Below are 19,992 nucleotides of genomic sequence, written 5' to 3' on the forward strand. Positions count from 1 at the left end.
CTCCCTTGGCGACACGATCAGAGCTTGCCGCGCAGGCCGAGGTAGAAGGTGCGGCCGTTCGAGTAGAACGCGCGCGGCTGGTCCTTGTTCTCGGCGTACATCTTGATCGTCTCGTTGGTGAGGTTCAGCGCGTCGAACGTGACCGTCAGGTGCTCGTTGATCTTGAAGTTCACCGAGGCCGCCAGCGACGGCATCGAGTCCACGTGCTGGCTCGCGCCGCGGTCGACGCCCGCCTTGTACGAGGAGCGGTAGCTGTACGCGAGGCGCGCGGAGAAACGGTCGTTCTCGTAGTAGCCCGTCACGTTGTACGTGTTCTTCGACGCGTTGAGCATCTCGCCGCCGCCATCCAGTTCGCCGTCCGCCCACGTGTAGTTGGTGAGCAGGCCGAAGTTGTTCCACAACGGCTGCTGCCAGGAGAGCTCGATGCCCTTGTTGGTGGCGCTCGTGTTGTACGGCGACGTGATCTGGTAGTCCGTGAACGCGCCGCGCTTGTTGTTGTAGTAGCTGCCGGTGCTCGTGCCCTGCGCGACGATGGAGCTGAAATCCATGTAGAACAGGCCCGCCGACAGCATCGCCTTCGGCATGTAGTACCACTCGGCCGACAGGTCGTAGTTGACGGAGCGGATCGGGTCCAGCTTGACGTTGCCGCCGCTGCCCGACAGCGCATCGTCGTTCAGCGACACGGAGCCGCCCAGCGCGCTGTAGTCGGGACGCGCCATCGTCTTGGCGATGCCGGCGCGGACGACGAGATCCTGGCGCACGTCGAACTTCACGTTCGCGCTCGGCAGGTAGTCGCGGTATTTGCGCTCATACGTCGTCGGCGTGTACGGACCGAACGCGGAACCCGTGACCGGATTCTGGCCGCCCGGCAGGTTCACGACGGTCGTCTGGCGCGTCTCGACGGCGCGCAGGCCGAAGTTGCCGCTCCAGTTGTCGCCGCCGATGTCGGCCATGCCGTAGACGGCCGCCGTCTTCTCGCCCACCTTGAATTCGTCGAGCCAGTTGTGGCGCAACGTGAAGTCCAGCAGGCGGTTGCCCGGCACCGCGCCCCAGGCGCCGAGGGCGGCACCGCTGTACTTGAAGTAGTTGTTGAAGACGCTCCCGCCGAGGTCCGAGCCGAAGTCGCCCGGGTACATCTCGCCGTTCCACACCGGACCCGGATTGCTGAAGCCGTTCGGACCCGGGCGCGTTTCCAGCGGGTGCTCGGCGGTGCGCTTGTGGTCCGTCCAGCGCGCGCCGAAGCGGACGCCCTGCAGCCACGGGTTGTCGCGCACGCGCCAGGTGCCGTCGACCTGCGCATACTTTTCCTTGTCCACCGACTGCGCCTCGCCGCCGCCCGCCCACGCCGTCGATCCCGGCTTCGTCGTGTTCCCGCCCGGGTAGCTGACGGTCGCCGGCGTCATGCCGTTCAGCGCGTACATCATGCCGCCGTCGACGTTGTTCTGGTAGTAGACGTCGCCGTGGTCCCAGCCGATGCCGTGCGTACGGCCGATCTTGCCCGTGAAGCTCAGGTCCTCGTTGACGCGCCAGCGGCCGTTCAGGTCGATGTACCACGATTCGCCGCCCGCATCCGGACGGTAGATGTTGTCGACCTCGCCCGAGTTGCTGGAGAACGTCGCGCCGACGAGCGTGCCGTTGCGGATCACGGGGCGCGCCGGGATCAGGTTCGCGCTGTTGATCGAATTCGCGGGCGCGGCCAGCCAATTGGTGTTCTGGTGCGGCGCGCTCAGTTTCGAATAGAAGCCGTTCAGGTCGACGCCGATGTCGCGCGTGGGTTTCGCCTCGATGTCGAAGGCGCCGCCTTCACGCTTCTTCTTTTGCTCGAAGAATGCGGCGCCGATGAAGGTCGGGACCTTCACGCCGGAAAGCGCAGGATTCGCGATGGCGGCGGCGCTCGTCGCGCTGATCGGCGTGTAGCCGAGGATCTCCTGGCCGTCGCGGCGCACGCTCTGCTTTTCCGAAAAGCCCTGCAGCAGCACGCCGAACGTATTGGTCGCGTTCTTCCAGCTCACGAGGGCCGACACCTGCGGCTCGGTCTTTTTCGCGAGGTCGTTGTAGTTGGCCTGCACGGACGCTTCCACCGTCAGGGGCTGGCGGAAGTCGAGCGGACGGCGCGTGATCACGTTGATGGCGCCCGATACGCCGCCTTCGACGAGATCGGCGGTGGCACTCTTCTGCACGACGATGGAACCGACGAGTTCCGAGGGCAGCAGCGAAAAGCTCGACGAGCGGCCCACGTTGCCGCCGTACTGGTTCAGAACGAACCAGTCGCCCGTGCTGATCGCGTGGCCGTTGAACAGCGTCTGCTGCAGGCTGGGGCTCGTGCCGCGCAGGCTGACGCGGTCGTTCTCGCCGAAGCCGCCCTCGCCGCCCGCGGACGATTGCGTGTTCACGCCCGGCAGGCGCTGGATCGCGTCGGCCACGTTCTTGTCGGGCATCTTGCCGATGTCCTCGGCCGTCACCACCTCGACGACGGCGTCCGCGTTGCGCTTCTGGCGCAGCGACTGTTCCAGTGCCGCGCGCACGCCCGTCACGATCACGGTCTGCGCGTCCGGCGTGCCGCCGTCCTGTGCGCGCGCCTGTGCCGCGATGCCCATTACCAATATCGTCACCGCGCCCGCGATCGCGGTCCGTCCCATCGACTGTCTCATGTGCTCTCCCAAAACTGTGGTAATCAAAGAACCTTGCCAGTTTCGAATTCGTGGACGCTGCAGCGTCTCTCGTCTTCGTATGGGGCGCATTGTCTCGTTGAAATTCCGACCGTGTTTGTCAAATCTTGCTAATCAGCGGCGGAAGAACCACAGCACGATCGAGACGACGATCGAGATGACGAGGCAGGTAACGATGGGGAAGTTGAAGGAGAAACCTTCGCGGACGACGTGGATGTCGCCGGGGAGGCGGCCGAACGGGAACCGGCGCAGCCAGGGCCAGAGGAGCCCTGCGGCGAGCAGCACGAGACCGAGAACGATGAGGAGTTTTTGCATGGCGCCAGTCTAGCGTACCTCGTGAAAATCCTGGTTGCGCTAGACTTCCCCTCAGCCTGTATGGCCCCGGTGGGGCCTACACCTTCAAGTTTATTTTTGGAAAAAGGGGGAAAGCATGCCTACCACCTGGATCGTATCCGCCGACGCGGGCCGCGCCCGCATCTTCGCCGAATCGGACCCCAAGCAGCCTTACATCGAAGTCGAGGACATGGTCAGCGCCAACGCGCGCCTGCGCGCCATCGACATCAACACCGACCGGCTCGGTCCGACCTCGGCCGGCCAGAGCATCCACAACACGGGCGGCGCCACGCCGAACAAGCAGTACCAGCCGGCGCAGACGCCGGAACAGCACGACGCCGAGTTCTTTGCGAAGGACATCTGCAACTACCTGCTGAAGGGCTGGCAGGACCAACGGTTCCAGAAACTGGAACTGGTGGCCGAGCCGAAGTTCCTCGGCGTGCTGCGCGGCCAGCTGGACAACCAGCTCAAGCCGCTCGTCGACCTGGAACTGAACAAGGACTACAGCCACTTCAACGCGCACCAGCTGCGCGAACAGCTGCAGGCGCAGAAGGCCAAGTTCTGATTCACGCCCGCGCCAGTGCCGGACGCGGCTGAGCGTCCGCTACCGGCCGCGCGGCCTGCGCCGGCCGCGCGGCCACACGGAACACGCCGACCGACGCCGCCAGGCGCTGCGCCTGTTTGTGCATCGTGCCGGCCGCCGCGGCGGCTTCCTCGACCAGCGTGGCGTTCTGCTGCGTGACCTGGTCCATCTGCGCCACCGCGACGTTGATCTGGCCGATGCCGGCCGTCTGTTCGGCGCTGGCCGACGTGATCTCGCCCATGATGTCCGTCACGCGGCGCACGCTGTCGACGATCTCGCGCATCGTCGCGCCGGCCTGCCCCACGAGGCGTCCACCCGTCTCCACGCGCTCGACCGAACTCTCGATGAGTCCCTTGATCTCCTTCGCCGCGCCGGCCGAGCGCTGGGCGAGGTTGCGCACCTCGGACGCCACGACGGCGAACCCGCGGCCCTGCTCGCCCGCGCGCGCCGCTTCCACGGCCGCGTTCAGCGCCAGGATGTTGGTCTGGAACGCGATCCCGTCGATGACGCCGATGATCTCCGCGATGCGGCGCGACGCGTCGCTGATCTCGCCCATCGTGCCGACCACGCCGTCGATCACGGCGCCGCCGCGTTCGGCCACACCTTTCGCCGCTTCCGCCAGCGCATTCGCCTGGCGCGCGTTGTCCGCGTTGTGCTTCACGGCCGACGTCAGTTCTTCCATCGACGCGGCCGTCTCTTCCAGCGACGACGCCTGCTGCTCGGTGCGCGCCGACAGGTCCTGGTTGCCGGCCGCGATCTGGCGCGAGGCCGTCGCGATCGTATCGGTGCCGCCGCGGACTTCGCCGACGATGTCCGCCAGCGATGCGTTCATGGCGCGCAGCGCGCCGAGCAGCTCGCCGATCTCGTCGTTACGCTCGATGTGTACGGTTTGCGTGAGATCGCCGGCCGCCACGCTGCGTGCCACGCGCAAGGCTTCGGCCAGCGATGCGCCGATGCCGCGGATCAGCCATGCGGCGACGCAGGCACCGGCGAGCGCGCCGATGACGACCAGCGCGATCGAGAGATTGCGCGTGCGTTCGTAGCGTGCCAGCGCGGCGTCGTATTGCGCTTTCGCCACGTCCAGCTGCAACTGCACGAGCGCCTGCATGTTCTTTTGCGCCGCCAGATAGCGCGACGCCAGCGGCCCCTTGACGAGCCTCCGGACCTCGTCCGCATCGTTGGCACGCAGCGCGGCCATGGTCGGCTTGAGGCCTTCCCGGACGAACGTCAGGCGGCTCTCGATGAACGTCCGCGCCAGGACTTGTTCTTCCGGCGTCAGGTAGGTTGCCTTGTACCGGTCCCACAGCGTACTGATTTTCCGGATGCGTGCTTCGACTTCCGCGATCACGGGACCGTTGTCCGGCTCGGCCGCCAGTGCGGCACTCGACAGGGCGTTCTGGTTCTGCTGCATCAGCGACAAGATATGGCTGAGCTGGCTGAGGGGTACCAGCCGGTCGTTGTAGACGGTACCCAGCGCGGCATTCGTGGCGCCCTGGTTGACGAGGCCGACGACGCCGACGACGATGGAAACCGCACTCAACAGTACGGCCAGGAAGATGAGACGAGTCTTGATACTGAGATGTTTGAACATGGCAATGGCAGGCAAAAGCGACTGTCTGTAAGTATGGTGGCGCTACCAAACTGTAGAGCAGTTCAGAGGCCACCGGTACTCACTTGTTGCCATCTATCCACAAAATCACGTGATCTTCATCCATCTGCACCGAATTGGAGCCAATATCCCTATTTCAGCGCAGCAATACGCACCATCATGGCGCAAAATACACACCCGTAAACGGCAACGCCCGCCGCTGCCGGAAGGCAGAGCGGCGGGCGCGAGGCCAGCGTTGTCGCTTAAAAACCCTTGGCGCCGGCGGCTGTCGGGCGACGTGTGGCAAGTGCCGGCTGCGGCCGGGACGGCGCACGGGATGCGGCCGCGACCGCGTGGTCCAGCTTGAACACGCTGACCGCCTCGGCCAGGCTGCGCGCCTGTTCCTGCATGGATTCGGTGGCCGCGGCGGCCTCCTCGACCAATGCCGCGTTCTGCTGCGTCACCTGGTCCATCTGCTGGATCGCGGCGCCGACCTGTTCGATGCCGGCGCTCTGCTCGCCCGACGCGGCCGAGATCTCGGCCATGATGTCCGAGACGCGGCGCACGCTGGCGACGACTTCCTGGATCGTCGTGCCGGCCTCGCCCACCAGGCGCGAACCGGCGGCGACCTTCTCGACGGAGTCGCCGATGAGTTCCTTGATCTCCTTCGCCGCCGCGGCCGAGCGCTGGGCCAGCGTACGCACCTCGCTCGCGACGACGGCGAAGCCGCGGCCCTGCTCGCCCGCGCGCGCCGCTTCCACGGCCGCGTTCAGGGCCAGGATATTCGTCTGGAACGCGATGCCGTCGATGACGCCGATGATGTCGACGATCTTCCTGGACGACGCGTCGATCGCGCCCATCGTGTCGACCACCTGCGCGACGACGTCGCCGCCACGCACGGCCACGCTCGATGCCGACGCGGCCATCTGGTTGCCCTGCCGGGCATTCTCCGCGTTCTGGCGCACGGTGCCCGTCAATTCTTCCATCGACGCCGCGCTTTCCTCCAGCGCGCTGGCCTGCTCCTCGGTGCGCGCCGACAGGTCGTGGTTGCCGGTGGCCACTTCGACGGCGGCGGTGGCGATGGTGTCGGCGCCGCTGCGCACGCGCGTCACCAGCGCGTTCAGGTTCGCGTTCATCGTCTGCAGCGCGATCATCAGTTCGCCCGTCTCGTCGCGGCTCGCGACGTCGATGCGCGCCGTCAGGTCGCCCTGCGCGACGGCGTTGGCGACGGTGACCGCGCGACGCAGCGGGCCGGTGATGCTGCGCGCAAGCCACCACGCCAGCGCCGCGCCCAGCAGCACGACCGCGATGCCGACGCCCAGCAGCAGCAGGCGCCCGCTCGCCGCGATGCCCTCGACGCGCGCCTTGGCGTCGTCGAAGCCCTGCTTCTGGTGCTCGGCCAGGTCGGCCGCCGCCGCTTCGTACGCCGCAAGCGCCGGATTCATGCCGGCATCGGCCGCGCGCTCGATGGCGGCCGCGTCGACGGTGCCGCTTTCCTTGAGTGCGAACAGCTTCTTGCGCGCCGCCGTGTACGTCTTGCGCCGCTCGTTGAGGGTCGCGAACAACCGCTTCCCTTCCTTGCTCGCAACGAGGCGCTGCAATTGTTCGTCGATGCGGTTGATCTCTTCGCTGTTCGCCTTCATCCTGACGTTGATCCGCTCCTGATCCTGCGCATCCACCGCACGCAGGCGCGCTTCGGTCAGTGCACGGTTGATGCGGGTACTGGCCAGCCAGCGGTCGGCCAGGCGGGTCTTGCTGATCGACGCGTCCATGTCCGCGGTCGCGTCGACCACCTGCTGCAGGCGCAGCACGCCGACCACGGTCAGCATGGCCGACAGTGCAAGCACGGCGGCGAACGCGAGGCCGAGCCGGGCCCCGATTTTGAGATTCTGGATATGCATGTGCACCTCGACGGAAAACGGTAAAGCGGCGGATGCGCGCGGCGGGTCGTGGCGGCGGGCCGGCGCGGTGAAAGGGCGAGGATGGGGCCCGCACGTGCCGCGCCTGCGTGGGCGGGGCCGTGTCACGATTTAATGATACACGCCATATTTATCCACGGAACATTAAGTTGCGACACCGCAACGCTATTTCGTCGCAGAATGAGGTAAAGCCTGCCGCTAAAACGTTAGAATCCCAGATTCCGCTCTGTCACATCAGCGATTGCCAATGTCCGCATCCAATTACCCTTCGTCGTCCCGCCGCCGGTTCCTCGCTGCCCTGCCGTTGTCCGGGCTGCTGACGACGGCCCGCGCGGCCGCGCCGCAGCCCGTACTGCTGGGGATCGACGGCGAATTCGGACTGGACAATTCGACATCGGCCCAGGCCGTCGAACTGGGCATGCGCGCGGCCATCGCCGAGATCAACGCGGCGGGCGGCGTGCTGCACGGCCGGCCTTTGCAGGTCGTGACGAAAGATCATCGGTCGATCCCGGCGCGCGGCATCCGCAACATCCAGGAATTCGCGGCGATGCCCGATCTCGTGGCGGTGTTCGGCGGCCGCTTCAGCCCCGTCGTCATCGAGGAACTGCCGACCCTTCGGTCGACGCACACCTTGTTCATGGCGCCGTGGTCGTCGGCCGACATCATCGTCGACAACGAGATGCGTCCGAACTACGTGTACCGCCTGTCGCTGCGCGATTCGCTGGCCATGCCGAAGCTGCTGCAGACGGCGCACCGGCGCGGCCTCGGCCGCATCGGCCTGCTGCTGACCAACACGTCCTGGGGCCGCAGCAATGCCCAGGCGGCGGCCCGCGCGGCCGAGAAGCTGCCCGCGCTGAAGCTCGTCGGCACCTCGTGGTACAACTGGCGCGACACGAGCCTCGTCGACAACTACCAGCACCTGCGCGCGGCCGGCGCCCAGGCCATCGTCCTCGTCGCCAACGACGACGAGGCGGCGATCCTCGTGCGCGAAGTGGCCGCGCTGCCGAAAGCGCAACGCCTGCCGATCCTGAGCCACTGGGGCGTGACCGGCGGCGAATTCGCGGCCCAGGCGGGACCGGCGCTGCAGCAGGTCGACTTTTCCGTGATCCAGACCTTCAGCTTCTTCCGCGCCGACCCGGCGCGCGTCAAGCGCTTCCTCGCCAGCGCGGCGCAGGTGTCGAAGGTGCGCCGCATCGAGGACATCAAGGGTCCCGTGGGCGCTGCGCACGCCTACGACCTCACGCACATCCTGGCGCTCGCGATCGACCGCGCCGGCAGCACCGACCGCAAGGCCGTGCGCGACGCGCTCGAGCGGCTCGGCACGGTCCGCGGCCTCGTCAAGACGTATGCGCCGCCGTTCACGCCGGCCCGCCACGAAGCGCTCGGCCCGGACGACCTGCTGCTGGCGCGCTACCGCGCGGACGGCGTCCTGGTGCCGGCGGATGACTGACATGATCGACGCCTCCGCCCCGGCCAGCCTGGCGCGCCGCTTCGCGAACGCGGCCGCGATCCTGACGGCGGCGGCCGTGCTGCTCATCGCCGGCGTCTCGTTCTGGCTGATCGACCACCAGCGCGCGCAGGCCAACGCCCTGCTGCAGGAGCGCGAGGTCGCATTCCACGCCACGACCGTCGGCCACAACCTGGAAGCGGTCGTCACGCGCCTGCACGAAGTGGGGGCGAGCCCGATCCTGGCCACGGCGCTCGTCGACAGCGCCGGCAAGGAAACCTACCTGACGCCGTTCCTGCACGGCCTGCGCCAGATGAACGGCATTCCGCTGCGCCTGCTGTTCACGGATTTCGAGGGCAAGGAAATCGCGGACAACGGCGTGCCCGGCTTCACGAACGCCGACATGGCGTGGCTGCGCGCGCGTCTGGAAAACGGCGACGAACGGGCCATCTTGCAGACCGGTCCCGACGGCGGGGAGCTGCTCGGCGTCGTGCTGCTGCGCTACCAGCGCACGCGCACGCCGGAAGGCGCCCTGGTGTACAAGGTACGGCTGGCCGACCTGAAGCCCACGTCCTGGGCCGTGCTCGCGCCCGCATCCGCGGACAAGCCGGCGAGACCGCACGAGATCGCGGCACCCGTGCCGCTGCCGCCGCGCCTGGCCCACGTGGGCCTCGTGCTGCGCGAGGACGAGCGCCGCCTGCCGCTGCCGCTCGAGACGTCGGGGCCGCAGTACCTCCTGATCCTGGTCGTCGCCTGCCTGCTCGCGCTGGTGGTGTTCATCCTCGCGGCGCGGCTGGCGCACGGCCTCACGCGCGACCTGCGCCGCCTCGAGACGTTCTCCGCCAGCCTGGGCGACGACATCGGCACCCAGCGCGCGCCGCTCGAGGGCTCGCGCGAAGTCGTCAGCCTGGCGCGCGCGCTCAACCGCATGCTCGACCGCCTGTACGAACAGCGCGCGCACCTGGAGGAAGAACGCCGCAAGTTCCTGCAGCTCGCGAACAACATCCCGCAACTCGTGTGGATGGCCGACCCGGAAGGCAACATCGTCTGGTTCAACGACCGCTGGCATGAATTCACGGGCAGCCCGCCGGGGACCACCGGCGCCGACGAGTGGCACCGCTACCACGACCCCGAAGTGCTGCCGCAGGTGATGCGGCGCTGGAAGGAAGCCCTCGCCAGCGGCAACATGGCGCAGATGACCTTCCCGCTGCGCGGCGCCGACGGCCGCTACCGCAGCTTCTTCACGTCGGTGGCGCCGCTGCGCGACGAGGCCGGCCAGATCGTCCAGTGGTTCGGCACCTGCACCGACGTCACCCCGCTGGAACGGGCGGAACGCGCCGTGCGCTACAGCGAGGAGCGCCTGCAGCAGGGCCTTGTCGCCGCCCGCATGGCCGTGTGGGAGCGCGATCCGCACAGCGGCCAGGTCACCTTCTCGGCCAACCTGCACAGCGTGTTCGGCAAGAACTGGCACAACATCGCCGAACTGCAGAAGCTCGTCCATCCGGACGACCGCAAGCCCCTGCGCGACACGGTCGAACAGGCCATCCGCGCCGGCGGCGAATACCGCGCCACGCCGCGCGTGCGCCGCGCCGACGACGGCCGGCTCGCCTGGATCGACATGCGCGGCCGCCTCGGCCTCGGCGCCGACGGTCGCAGCACCGTCGTGCACGTCGTCGCGATCGACATCACGGAGCGCAAGCGCGCGGAAGAAGCGCTGCAGCTCGCGGACCGGCGCAAGGACGAATTCCTCGCCATGCTGGCGCACGAACTGCGCAACCCGCTGGCGCCGATCTCCAGCGCGGCCGACATGCTGCGCCTGGCCTATGCGGGCGAGCCGCGCGTGAAGCAGATCAGCGACATCATCGCGCGCCAGGTCGCGCACATGCGCCACATCGTGAACGACCTGCTGGACGTCTCGCGCGTCACGCGCGGCCTCGTCGCCGTGGCCAGGCGGCCGATCGACCTGCGCCGCGTCGTCGCGGAGGCCTCCGAACAGGTCCGCCCGCTCGTCGACGCGCGCCGCCACCGCCTCGACGTCGCGCTCGGCGCAGCGCCCGTGATGGTGGACGGCGACCACACGCGCCTCGTGCAGGTGGTCGCGAACCTGCTGACCAACGCGGCCAAGTACACGCCGGAGGGCGGCCATATCGAGGTCGAACTGGAAGCCGCCGACGGCCAGGCTTTCCTGGCCGTGCGCGACAACGGCAACGGCATCGGCCCCGACCTGCTGCCGGTCGTGTTCGACCTGTTCACGCAAGCCTCGCGCACGCTCGACCGCGCCCAGGGCGGCCTGGGCCTGGGCCTCGCCCTGGTGCGCAAGCTCGTCGAACTGCACGGCGGCCAGGTCGACGCCGCCAGCGCCGGCCCGGGGCGCGGCAGCACGTTCACAGTGACGCTGCCTTTGCTGGACGTCAAACCGGGGTCAGAGCCCGTTTTTGAGAAATTGCCCGAAACCGGGCTCTGACCCCGGTGTTTCTGCGCCGCATTGGTTTGACGGCATGGGTGGATCGGGGGACCATGGCGCCAACGTCAACGCTCCCGCTTCGTCCATGCCCGTCTCGTCCCCGCCCCTGCTCGGCCTGGTCTGCATCACCGTCTCGAAGGACATCCGCTACCGCACCGTCACGCGCAAGCGCCTGCTGGAGCAGTCGGACGACGGCCAGCGCAAGCTGCTCGACGCCATCTACCGCGACAACCTGCAGACGCTGGACGGTGCGCTGCACTACTGCCGCCGCAACGGCATCCACCTGTACCGCATTCCGTCGTCGATCTTCCCGTTCTTCGACGAGGACATCGGCCGCGCCGTGATGCAGCCCCTCGCGCCCGCGCTCGCGCGCACGGGCCGGCGCGCGACGGAACTCGGCCTGCGCCTCGTGATGCATCCGGACCAGTTCGTCGTGCTCAGTTCCGACTCGCCCGGCGTCGTCGCCAACAGCGTCAAGATCCTGCAGATGCACGCCGACATCATGGACCTGATGGAGCAACCGCGCTCGCCGTGGGCGCTGCTCGAGATCCACGGCGGCAAGGCAAACCGCAGCGACGCGCTCGTCGAGCGCATCCATGCGCTGCCCGACGCGATCCGCCTGCGCCTGTGCCTGGAGAACGATGAATACGCGTACGGCGCGGACGAGATCCACGCCGTGTGCATGCGCGCCGGCGTGCCGATGGTGTTCGACGCGCACCACCACATCGTGCACGACAAGCTGGCCAGCTACGACGACCCGAGCGTGGCCGCGATGCTCGCCGCGGCACGCGCGACGTGGCCCGTGCCGGCGCACCAGGTCGTGCACATCTCGAACGGGCGCGACGGGTTCAACGATCGCCAGCACGCGGACCTGATCACGACGATGCCGGCGGCGTATGGGGAGGCGCCGTGGATCGAGATCGAGGCGAAGCTGAAGGAAGAGGCGATTGGTGGATTAAGGGATTGGATGGCGCAAGTAAGTTGCCCCTAAAACCGTCGTCCCCGCGCAGGCGGGGACCCAAGTTAGCATGCGTTTCGACTGCTCATAAAATTGGATCCCCGCCTGCGCGGGGATGACGTTGTTTTGCGTTTCGGGTTGTATTGCGTTTCGGGTCGTTTTGCGTTTCGCGCTGTTCCGCTTAGCGGTTGACCGCCCCCATCGCCCCTTCCGGATACCGCGTCCCCACCGCCGCCCCGCGCGGAAAGATCGCTTCCAGCTCCGTCAACTGCGCCGGCCCGAGGTCGATGTCGACGGCATCCACGTTCTCGTCGAGGTAGTTGCGGCGCTTGGTGCCGGGAATCGGCACGATGTCCGGCCCCTGCGCCAGCACCCACGCGAGCGCCAGCTGGCCCGGCGTGCAGCCCGCCGCGCGCGCCAGTTCGCGCACCTTGTCGACGAGCGCGATGTTCTGCGCGAAGTTCGCGCCCTGGAAACGCGGGCTGTTGCGGCGGTAGTCGTCCGGCGCGAAATCGTCCGGCGTACGGATCTCGCCCGTGAGGAAGCCGCGGCCCAGCGGACTGTATGGCACGAAGCCGATGCCGTGGCGGCGGCACGCGTCGAGCACGCCATCCTCGGGATCGCGCGTCCACAACGAGTACTCGCTTTGCAGCGCCGTCACCGGATGCACCTTCACGGCGCGCTCGATCGTCTGTACGGACGCCTCGGACAAGCCCACGTAGCGCACCTTCCCGGCGCGGACGAGGTCCGCCAACGCGCCCATCGTGTCCTCGATGGGCGTGGCCGGGTCCACGCGGTGCTGGTAGTACAGGTCGATCGTGTCGATGCCGAGCCGCTTGAGGCTTCCCTCGCAGGCGGCGCGTACGTACTCGGGGCGGCCGGAGACGCCGAAATCGCCCGGATTCTCGGGTGTTCGCTTGACGCCGAACTTGGTGGCGATGACGAGTCCCGCGCGCCGCCCGCGGATCGCGCGGCCCAGCAAGACCTCGTTCGTGTGCGGGCCGTACATGTCGGCCGTGTCGAACAGCGTGACGCCCAGGTCGATGGCGCGCTGGATCGTCGCGATGGATTCGGCGTCGTCGCGGTTGGCGTAGAAATCGCTCATGCCCATGCAGCCCAGGCCGATGGCCGAGACGTGCAATCCTTCATTGCCCAGCTGACGTGTCTTCATGATGGTCTCCGGTGCGATCGATGGGCGTGACGATAGCCGTTTCGCGGCGACGGCGGCACACGACAGGTTTATGATCATGCAAGCATTCACATCGTTCATGACGGACATGGGAAATGTGAATTGGGAGTTTCCGAGTGCGAAGTCCAGAATGGACGACCATGCTTCTCATGCACACCATGGATGACCGGGCCTGGAGGCGGACATGATCGTCCGCGACCGCCCATCGGCCCTGCGGCTGTTCTTCATCATGCGCGGTTCGATCCTGCCGCGCATCTGGATGCACCTCGCCGTCAGTACGCTGCTGGCGGTGATCGTCACCTGGACCGACGGCCAGTTCGGCCACCACAAGCTGCATTTCACGACGACGCCGTTCACGCTGATGGGGCTTCCCCTCGCGATCTTCCTCGGCTTCCGTAACAACGCGGCCTACGACCGCTACTGGGAAGGCCGCAAGCAGTGGGGGGAACTGATACTGCGCAGCCGCAGCCTCGCGCGCCAGTGCCTGTCGCTCGTCGCGCCCGGCCATCCGGCCGCGGACGATCCCCACCTGCGCATCATTCGCCGCGCGATCGCGTATGCGCACGCGCTGCGCCACCGGCTGCGCGGCGACACCGACGGCAATGCCGACGTCGCGCCATGGATCGCACCAGCCGAATGGGAACGCGTGCGCACGCAATCGAACGTCCCGTACGCGCTGATGCTGGAGATGGGCGCCGACCTCGGAGAATGCCTGCGCACGGGCCGCCTGGACGCCTGCCTCGCGCCAGCCATCGATGCGAGCTTCTCGGCGATGACGGCGGTGGCCGCATCCTGCGAACGTATTCGCGGCACGCCGATCCCGTTTTCGTACACCCTGCTGCTGCACCGCACGGCGTACCTGTATTGCTTCCTGCTGCCGTTCGGCCTCGTGGACACGATCGGCTACCTGACGCCCCTCGTCTCCGCCATCGTGGCCTACACCTTCTTCGGCCTGGACGCCCTCGGCGACGAGCTCGAGGAACCGTTCCGCGCCTCCGACAACGGCCTGCCGCTCGAGGCCCTGTGCCGCACGATCGAGATCGACCTGCGCACCGCCCTGGGCGACCGCGACCTGCCTCCCCCGCTGCTGCCGGAGAACTACCGGCTCAGCTAGTTCCATCCCGAAGTCGACCCGAGAAAGACATGAAGACAGAATACCTGGACCGTATCCGCTGCGCCGCGCTGCGCGGCCGCGTCACCAGTGCGCACGACGCCGCGCGCTGGATCAAGGACGGCATGACCGTCGGCATGAGCGGCTTCACCCGCGCCGGCGACGTCAAGCTCGTGCCGGCCGCGCTGGCCGAGCGGGCCCGCACGGAGCCTTTGAAGATCACGCTGATGACGGGCGCCTCGCTCGGCAACGACACCGACAAACGCCTCACCGAAGCGGGCGCGCTGGCGCGCCGCATGCCGTTCCAGGTGGACCCCGTGCTGCGCGCGGCGATCAACCGCGGCGAGGTGATGTACATCGACCAGCACCTGTCCGAGACCGTCGAACAGCTGCGCAGCCGCCACATCGCGCCGGTCGACGTGGCCATCGTGGAAGCGGTGGCGATCACGGAAGACGGCGCCGTCGTGCCCACGACCTCCGTCGGCAACAGCGCCAGCTTCGCGATCCTGGCCGACAAGGTGATCGTCGAGATCAACCTCGCCCAGCCGGCCGGCCTGGAAGGCCTGCACGACATCTGGATTCCGAAGAAGCGCCCGTTGCGCGAACCGATCCCGATCATGTCGGCGGACGACCGCGCCGGCACGCCGTGGATCGCCATCCCGCCCGAGAAGATCGTCGCGATCGTGTTGTCCGACCAGCCGGATTCGACGTCGTCCGTGCTGCCGGCCGATCGCGAGACGGCCGCCATCGCGGGCCACCTGATCCGCTTCTTCGAACGGGAAATCGAGGCGGGCCGCCTGGCGAGGGAACTGCTGCCGCTGCAGGCCGGCATCGGCACGATCGCCAACGCGGTGCTGGCAGGCTTTGCCGACAGCCCGTTCGACCGCCTGACGATGTATTCGGAAGTGCTGCAGGATTCGACGTTCGACCTGTTCGACGCGGGCAAGCTGGATTTCGCGTCCGGCTCGTCGATCACGCTGTCGCCGGAAAAGAGCCGGCAGGTGTTCCGCGACTTCGACCGCTACCGCGACAAGCTCGTGCTGCGTCCGCAGGAAGTGTCCAACCACCCGGAAGTGATTCGCCGCCTCGGCATCATCGCCATCAACACGGCCCTGGAAGCGGACATCTACGGGAACATCAATTCGACGCACGTGCTGGGCACGCACATGATGAACGGGATCGGTGGCTCGGGCGACTTCGCGCGCAACGCCTACCTGTCGATCTTCGCGACCAAGGCCACGGCCAAGGGCGGCAAGGTGTCGTCGATCGTGCCGATGGTGACGCACGTCGACCACACGGAGCACGACGTCGACATCATCGTCACGGAACTGGGCCTCGCCGACCTGCGCGGCCTCGCGCCACGCGAACGGGCCGAGGTCATCATCGAACAGTGCACGGCCGAACCGTACAAATCGATGCTGCGCGCGTACGTGCGGGAAGCGCAGCGGCGCGGCGGCCAGACGCCGCACGTGCTGGAGCAGGCGTACGCGTGGCACGCCCGCTACAGCGAGACGGGCTCGATGCTCGAACCCTGAACCTTCAGCGCACCTCCAGCTGGAACGGCGCGGCCGGCAGGTCGTCCGCGCCGAACAGGTTCACGAACGGCGCGTCGGCCCACGCGTAGCGCACGCGCGTGACGTCCGGCGTGCCGGCGCCGGGCAGGACGATGCTGTCACTCTCCTTGCCGGCCACGCGCGCCTCCGCGTAACGGCACACCGTGCCCGCGCACACCTCGAACGCGTTGGCGCGGTCGGACGAATACGTCGCCAGGCCGCCGCCCGTGTCCTTGAACGTCACGACGATGTCGCCGCCCTTGCGCTGCGCCGACACGGCCGTCGGGCTGCCGGGGATCGTCTTCTCGCCATACGCGACGGCGCGGGCCGCGCGCGCGAGGCGTTCGCCGACGACCGTCTTCTGGGTCGGGTGGATGTCGAAACGGTCGCCCACGTCGATCGTGACGGCCAGGCCCGCGTGCGGGTCGTTCGCCACCGCGGCCGCCTGCGCGTCGCGCAGTTCGGCCCAGCCGGACTGGCCCGGCGTTTTCGCCGGCGAACCGTACGACGTCAGTTGCACGACGAAGAACGGGAGCGTAGGCTGGCCGAAGCGCTGGCGCCAGTCGCGCATCAACAGCGGCAACAAGGTGCGGTATTCCTGCGCCGCGCCGGCGTTCGATTCGCCCTGGTACCACGCGGCCAGCTTGAATTTATAGCCGACCAGCGGCGCGATCATGCCGTTGTACAGCGTGGTCAGGCTCGTCGGCACGGACCACGGCGCCGGCGGCACCGACTGGCCTTTCATGGCGCCGCCGCGCTGGACCTTCCACGCGGCCGGCAGCGGGATCGCCTGGCCGTCCGCGAGACCGATGCTGCGCTTGTCCACCGGCCCGGACAGGCCGCCGCCCTGCCCGCCGCTCAGCACGCGCATCGCGATCACGTTGCGGCCCGGCTTGAACACGCCGGCCGGCACATCGTAGTCGCGCCACATCCATCCCGTGCTGATGCCGCCCACGCGCACGCCGTTGACCCACGTCGTGTCGTAGGTGTCGACGGGGCCCAGGCGCACCGCGTTCGCGGCCTTGGCCTGCGCTTCCGTCAGGGTGACCGTCGTGCGGTACCACGCGACGCCGTCGAAGTCCTTGAAGCCGGCCACGCCGCTGTCCTTCCACGATCCGGTCGGCGTGACGGTGGGCCACGCGCTGTCGTCGAAGTCCGGGGCGATCCACGCACGCTGCGCGGCGGCCGCCGGGTCGTGCGCCGTCCACCAGGCCTCGTTGCGGGCATCCTCGGCGCGCATGCCGGCAGCCGGATCGGCGCCGTACTGTTTGACGGCGTCGACGCCGGCCGTGTAGTCGCTCACGGTGCGCAGCGACTCCCCGCCGATCCAGCCCTGGATCGTCGTGCCGCCCCAGCTGGCGTTGACGAAGCCGACCGGTACCTTGTAGCTGCCCTGCAGCGAGCGCGCCATGTAGTAGCAGACGGCGGACGCATCGCCGATGGTCTCCGGTCCCGCGATCTTCCACGCGACCGGGCCCTTGAGCTCATCCTGCGGCGCCGCCGTGCTGTTCTTTTCCACGTTCAGGAAGCGGATCCTGTCGTTGGCCGCCATCATCGTCGTCGACCACGCGTTGGTCGAATTGTGCACGGCGAATTCCATGTTCGACTGGCCCGAGCACAGGTAGACGTCGCCGACCAGGATGTCGGCGCGGCTGACGCTCTGGCCGCCCGCGGCGACCGTGAGCGTGTAGGGTCCGCCCGCCGGCTGCGGCGGCAGTTGCGCCTTCCATTTGCCGCGCGCATCCGCGGTGCCGGTCACGGTACGTCCGCCCAGGGTGACGCTCACCTTGCTGCCGGCGCCGGCCGTGCCCCACACGGCAATCGGCTGGTCGCGCTGCAGGACCGCGTGGTCGGCAAAAATACGGGCCAGGCCCAGGTCGGCCGCCTGCCCCGGCAGGCAGGCGCTTGCCGCCGCGAGCGCCAGCAGGCGTGCGGCCATCTTCGTAGTCTCCATCGAATCTCCTCGTCGTTAGTGGCGCAGATGTTTGCGCTTTTCATTTTTTCTTAATAAATGATGTTATACCAACAGCGAGGCGAAGGCAGCAAAAAAAACGCCAGCCCGCAGGCTGGCGCTTCATTGCGGAGCGGAGCGGTCAGTAGCCGCGGCTGCCCGTGCCCTGGCTGCCACTGGTGGTGCTGGAACTGGTGCCGGTGCCCGCCGCGCCCGTGCCGGTCGCGCTGGTGCCCGTGCCCGAACCGGAGCCCGTGCCGCTCATGCCGCTCGAACCGGACAGGCCGGTGCCGCTGGCGCCGGTGCTGCCGCTCATGCCGCTGGTGCCGGACGAGCCGGAACCGGTGGTGCCGGTTGCGCCGCTCGAACCCGAGGAGCCGGTGCCGGTGCCGGTCGGCGGCGTGGTCGTGCCGCTGCCCGTGCCCATGCTGCCGCCGGTGCCGGTACCCGTGCCGCCCGACGTGCCGCTGCCGCCGCTGGTGCCGGTGCCGGTGCCGGTGCCGGTGCCGGTGCCGGTGCCCATGCTACCCGACGAACCCGAGGTGCCCTGGGTATCCTGGCTGCCGCTCGACGACGAACCGCTGCTGGAGGAACCGCCGCTGCCGCTCGAACCGCTGCTCGAGCTGCTCTTCTTATGATGTTTTTTCTTCGTGTGTTTCTTGGTGGCCGAGCTGCCCGACGTCGACTGATCCTGCGCGGTCGCGCTGCTGCCCGTCGACGAACCGGTCTGCGCCTGCGCGTTGACCGTACCGAACATCGCCACCGTGACGGCAGCACCCAGCAAGCCCTTCAGTAACTTATTCATTTTCATATCGCTCTCCTCAGAGAATGGATTTGGGGCAAAAAAAACTCTGCAATATCAAGAAGATACTGTGGAGGCGGAGTTTAAAGAGATCGCCGTGAAGGGTGCGCGCGTTAGCCTCGCGGAAACAAAAATCAGTACGCCCCGGCCGCCTGCGCCGCAAGCGTGCCCATCCGCGTGTACAGGTCGAGGATGTTGCTCTTGTCGTCCGGATAAACGCGGTTCGACAGGAACACGTAGAACGACTTCGACTGCGGATCGACCCACAGGATGCAGCCCGTGAAGCCGGTGTGGCCATAGCTGCCGACCGGGTACACGGTGCCGCGCGGGCGCTTCGCGTACGGCGAGTCGATGTCCATGCCGAGGCCGCGCCTGGCCAGGCCGGGAGGCGATTGCACGGTCGTCAGCAGGCGGACGCTGTCCGGGCCCAGGATGCGCACGCCGTCCAGCACCCCGCCCGCCAGCAGCATGCGGGCGTAGCGCGCCACGTCGCCGACGGTCGTGAATACGCCGGCCGAGCCCGCCACACCGCCCATGCGGCGCACCGTCGGGTCGTGCACGACGCCGCGCAGGAGTTCGCCCGGCGCGAGGTCGCCATGCGCGCCTTTCCCGTCCGCGCTGCCGACCTGGGTCGGCGCGATCGTCTCGACGTCGGCCCGGCGCAGCGGCAGGTAACCCGTGTTGCGCATCCCCAGCGGCGCGTAGATGTGCGACTGCGCGTAATCGTCCAGCGGCGTGCCCGTGACCTTTTCGACGACCTGGCCCAGCAGCACGTAATTGACGTCGGAATAGCGGAAGAACGTACCGGGCGGGTGCGTAACAACCTGGGCACACGCGAGCTGGTGCGCGGCCACGCGGCCTTTCCATGCAGGGACGGCCGGCAGCCCGGCGGGCAAGCCCGAACTGTGCGTGAGCAATTGCCGGATCGTGATCGTTTCCTTGCCGCCGGTCCCGCATTCGGGGAAGTATTTGACGAGCTTGTCGTCGAGCCCGATGCGTCCCTGCTCGGCCAGGATCAGCACGGACGGCGCCGTCGCCAGCACTTTCGTCAGCGACGCGGCATCGAAGGTGGTCGCCGTCGTGACCGGCGCCGCATCCGGTTCATAGGTCAGGCGGCCGTAGGCGCGTTCGTAGACGGCGTCCTCGTGCTCCAGGTGGAACACGGCGCCCGGCAACTTGTGCGCGTCGATGGCGCCCTCGATGGCGGCGTCGATCTGGGGAAAGCGGCGCACGTCCAGCCGGGGGACATCGGCCGCGGGCACGCTCGGTACACGGGCAGGCAAGGTGCAGCCGGCAGCGAGCACGGCGATGCAGGGAAGCAGGTAAATACGCATGTTGAGCAAACGGAGATGCCGTGGAGACATTGTTCAACAGGCCATCATATGCCGTTCCGGACCGTGGCGCACGCGAAAAATTCGATCGGCG

14 protein-coding genes are annotated in these 19,992 nt (G+C 67.9%); 6 read left to right on the forward strand and 8 right to left on the reverse strand.

Annotated elements, in window-relative coordinates; translation table 11 throughout:
- Positions 1-17: 17 nt before the first annotated feature.
- Both ACL58G_RS00715 and ACL58G_RS00720 read right to left on the reverse strand, forming a co-directional pair.
- On the reverse strand, positions 18-2,651 hold the full coding sequence (locus tag ACL58G_RS00715; protein WP_440964629.1) for a TonB-dependent receptor: 2,634 nt from the start codon (positions 2,649-2,651) through the stop codon (positions 18-20).
- Positions 2,652-2,783: 132 nt separating this feature from the next.
- The gene (locus ACL58G_RS00720; protein WP_371765055.1) at positions 2,784-2,984 is read right to left on the reverse strand and encodes a DUF2905 domain-containing protein; all 201 of its coding nucleotides are present in this window, start codon (positions 2,982-2,984) and stop codon (positions 2,784-2,786) included.
- 115 nt (positions 2,985-3,099) lie between these two features.
- On the opposite strand from ACL58G_RS00720, the gene ACL58G_RS00725 reads away from it, so the two are divergent.
- Entirely contained in the window at positions 3,100-3,567 is a 468-nt protein-coding gene (locus ACL58G_RS00725) for a host attachment protein (protein WP_440964630.1), read from the forward strand.
- A 1-nt stretch (position 3,568) separates the two neighbouring features.
- On the opposite strand, the gene ACL58G_RS00730 is transcribed toward ACL58G_RS00725, so the two are convergent.
- A complete protein-coding gene (locus ACL58G_RS00730) occupies positions 3,569-5,176 on the reverse strand; it encodes a methyl-accepting chemotaxis protein (RefSeq protein ID WP_440964631.1) in 1,608 nt (535 codons plus the stop codon).
- Positions 5,177-5,436: 260 nt separating this feature from the next.
- Positions 5,437-7,074 carry a methyl-accepting chemotaxis protein gene (locus ACL58G_RS00735; protein WP_440964632.1) on the reverse strand — a complete coding sequence of 546 codons (1,638 nt, stop codon included), beginning with the start codon at positions 7,072-7,074 and terminating at the stop codon, positions 5,437-5,439.
- A 265-nt stretch (positions 7,075-7,339) separates the two neighbouring features.
- On the opposite strand from ACL58G_RS00735, the gene ACL58G_RS00740 reads away from it, so the two are divergent.
- The 3 genes from ACL58G_RS00740 (at position 7,340) to uvsE (ending at position 11,994) form a co-directional block, all read left to right on the forward strand.
- A complete protein-coding gene (locus tag ACL58G_RS00740; RefSeq protein ID WP_440964633.1) occupies positions 7,340-8,542 on the forward strand; it encodes an ABC transporter substrate-binding protein in 1,203 nt (400 codons plus the stop codon).
- 1 nt (position 8,543) lies between these two features.
- Positions 8,544-11,003, forward strand: a complete 2,460-nt coding sequence (locus ACL58G_RS00745) for an ATP-binding protein (protein ID WP_440964634.1) — start codon at positions 8,544-8,546, stop codon at positions 11,001-11,003.
- 85 nt (positions 11,004-11,088) lie between these two features.
- Positions 11,089-11,994, forward strand: coding sequence for a UV DNA damage repair endonuclease UvsE (uvsE, locus tag ACL58G_RS00750; protein WP_440964635.1), 906 nt, complete (start codon positions 11,089-11,091; stop codon positions 11,992-11,994).
- 148 nt (positions 11,995-12,142) lie between these two features.
- On the opposite strand, the gene ACL58G_RS00755 is transcribed toward uvsE, so the two are convergent.
- Positions 12,143-13,132 carry an aldo/keto reductase gene (locus tag ACL58G_RS00755; protein WP_440964636.1) on the reverse strand — a complete coding sequence of 330 codons (990 nt, stop codon included), beginning with the start codon at positions 13,130-13,132 and terminating at the stop codon, positions 12,143-12,145.
- Between the two features lie 202 nt (positions 13,133-13,334).
- Between ACL58G_RS00755 and ACL58G_RS00760 the strand changes: the two genes are divergently transcribed.
- Both ACL58G_RS00760 and ACL58G_RS00765 read left to right on the forward strand, forming a co-directional pair.
- On the forward strand, positions 13,335-14,264 hold the full coding sequence (locus ACL58G_RS00760; protein WP_440964637.1) for a bestrophin family protein: 930 nt from the start codon (positions 13,335-13,337) through the stop codon (positions 14,262-14,264).
- A 29-nt stretch (positions 14,265-14,293) separates the two neighbouring features.
- Entirely contained in the window at positions 14,294-15,796 is a 1,503-nt protein-coding gene (locus ACL58G_RS00765) for an acetyl-CoA hydrolase/transferase family protein (RefSeq protein WP_440964638.1), read from the forward strand.
- Between the two features lie 4 nt (positions 15,797-15,800).
- Here ACL58G_RS00765 and ACL58G_RS00770 read toward each other — a convergent pair whose 3' ends face one another.
- The 3 genes from ACL58G_RS00770 to ACL58G_RS00780 form a co-directional block, all read right to left on the reverse strand.
- Positions 15,801-17,768 carry a sialate O-acetylesterase gene (locus tag ACL58G_RS00770; RefSeq protein ID WP_440964639.1) on the reverse strand — a complete coding sequence of 656 codons (1,968 nt, stop codon included), beginning with the start codon at positions 17,766-17,768 and terminating at the stop codon, positions 15,801-15,803.
- Between the two features lie 139 nt (positions 17,769-17,907).
- Positions 17,908-18,570 carry a hypothetical protein gene (locus ACL58G_RS00775; protein WP_413386381.1) on the reverse strand — a complete coding sequence of 221 codons (663 nt, stop codon included), beginning with the start codon at positions 18,568-18,570 and terminating at the stop codon, positions 17,908-17,910.
- Between the two features lie 131 nt (positions 18,571-18,701).
- Positions 18,702-19,901: a serine hydrolase domain-containing protein gene (locus tag ACL58G_RS00780; RefSeq protein ID WP_440964640.1), complete on the reverse strand. Its 1,200-nt coding sequence runs from the start codon at positions 19,899-19,901 to the stop codon at positions 18,702-18,704.
- Positions 19,902-19,992: the final 91 nt, after the last annotated feature.

This window comes from Massilia sp. GER05 (assembly GCF_052056005.1).
Taxonomy (GTDB): Bacteria; Pseudomonadota; Gammaproteobacteria; order Burkholderiales; family Burkholderiaceae_D; genus Telluria; species Telluria orientalis.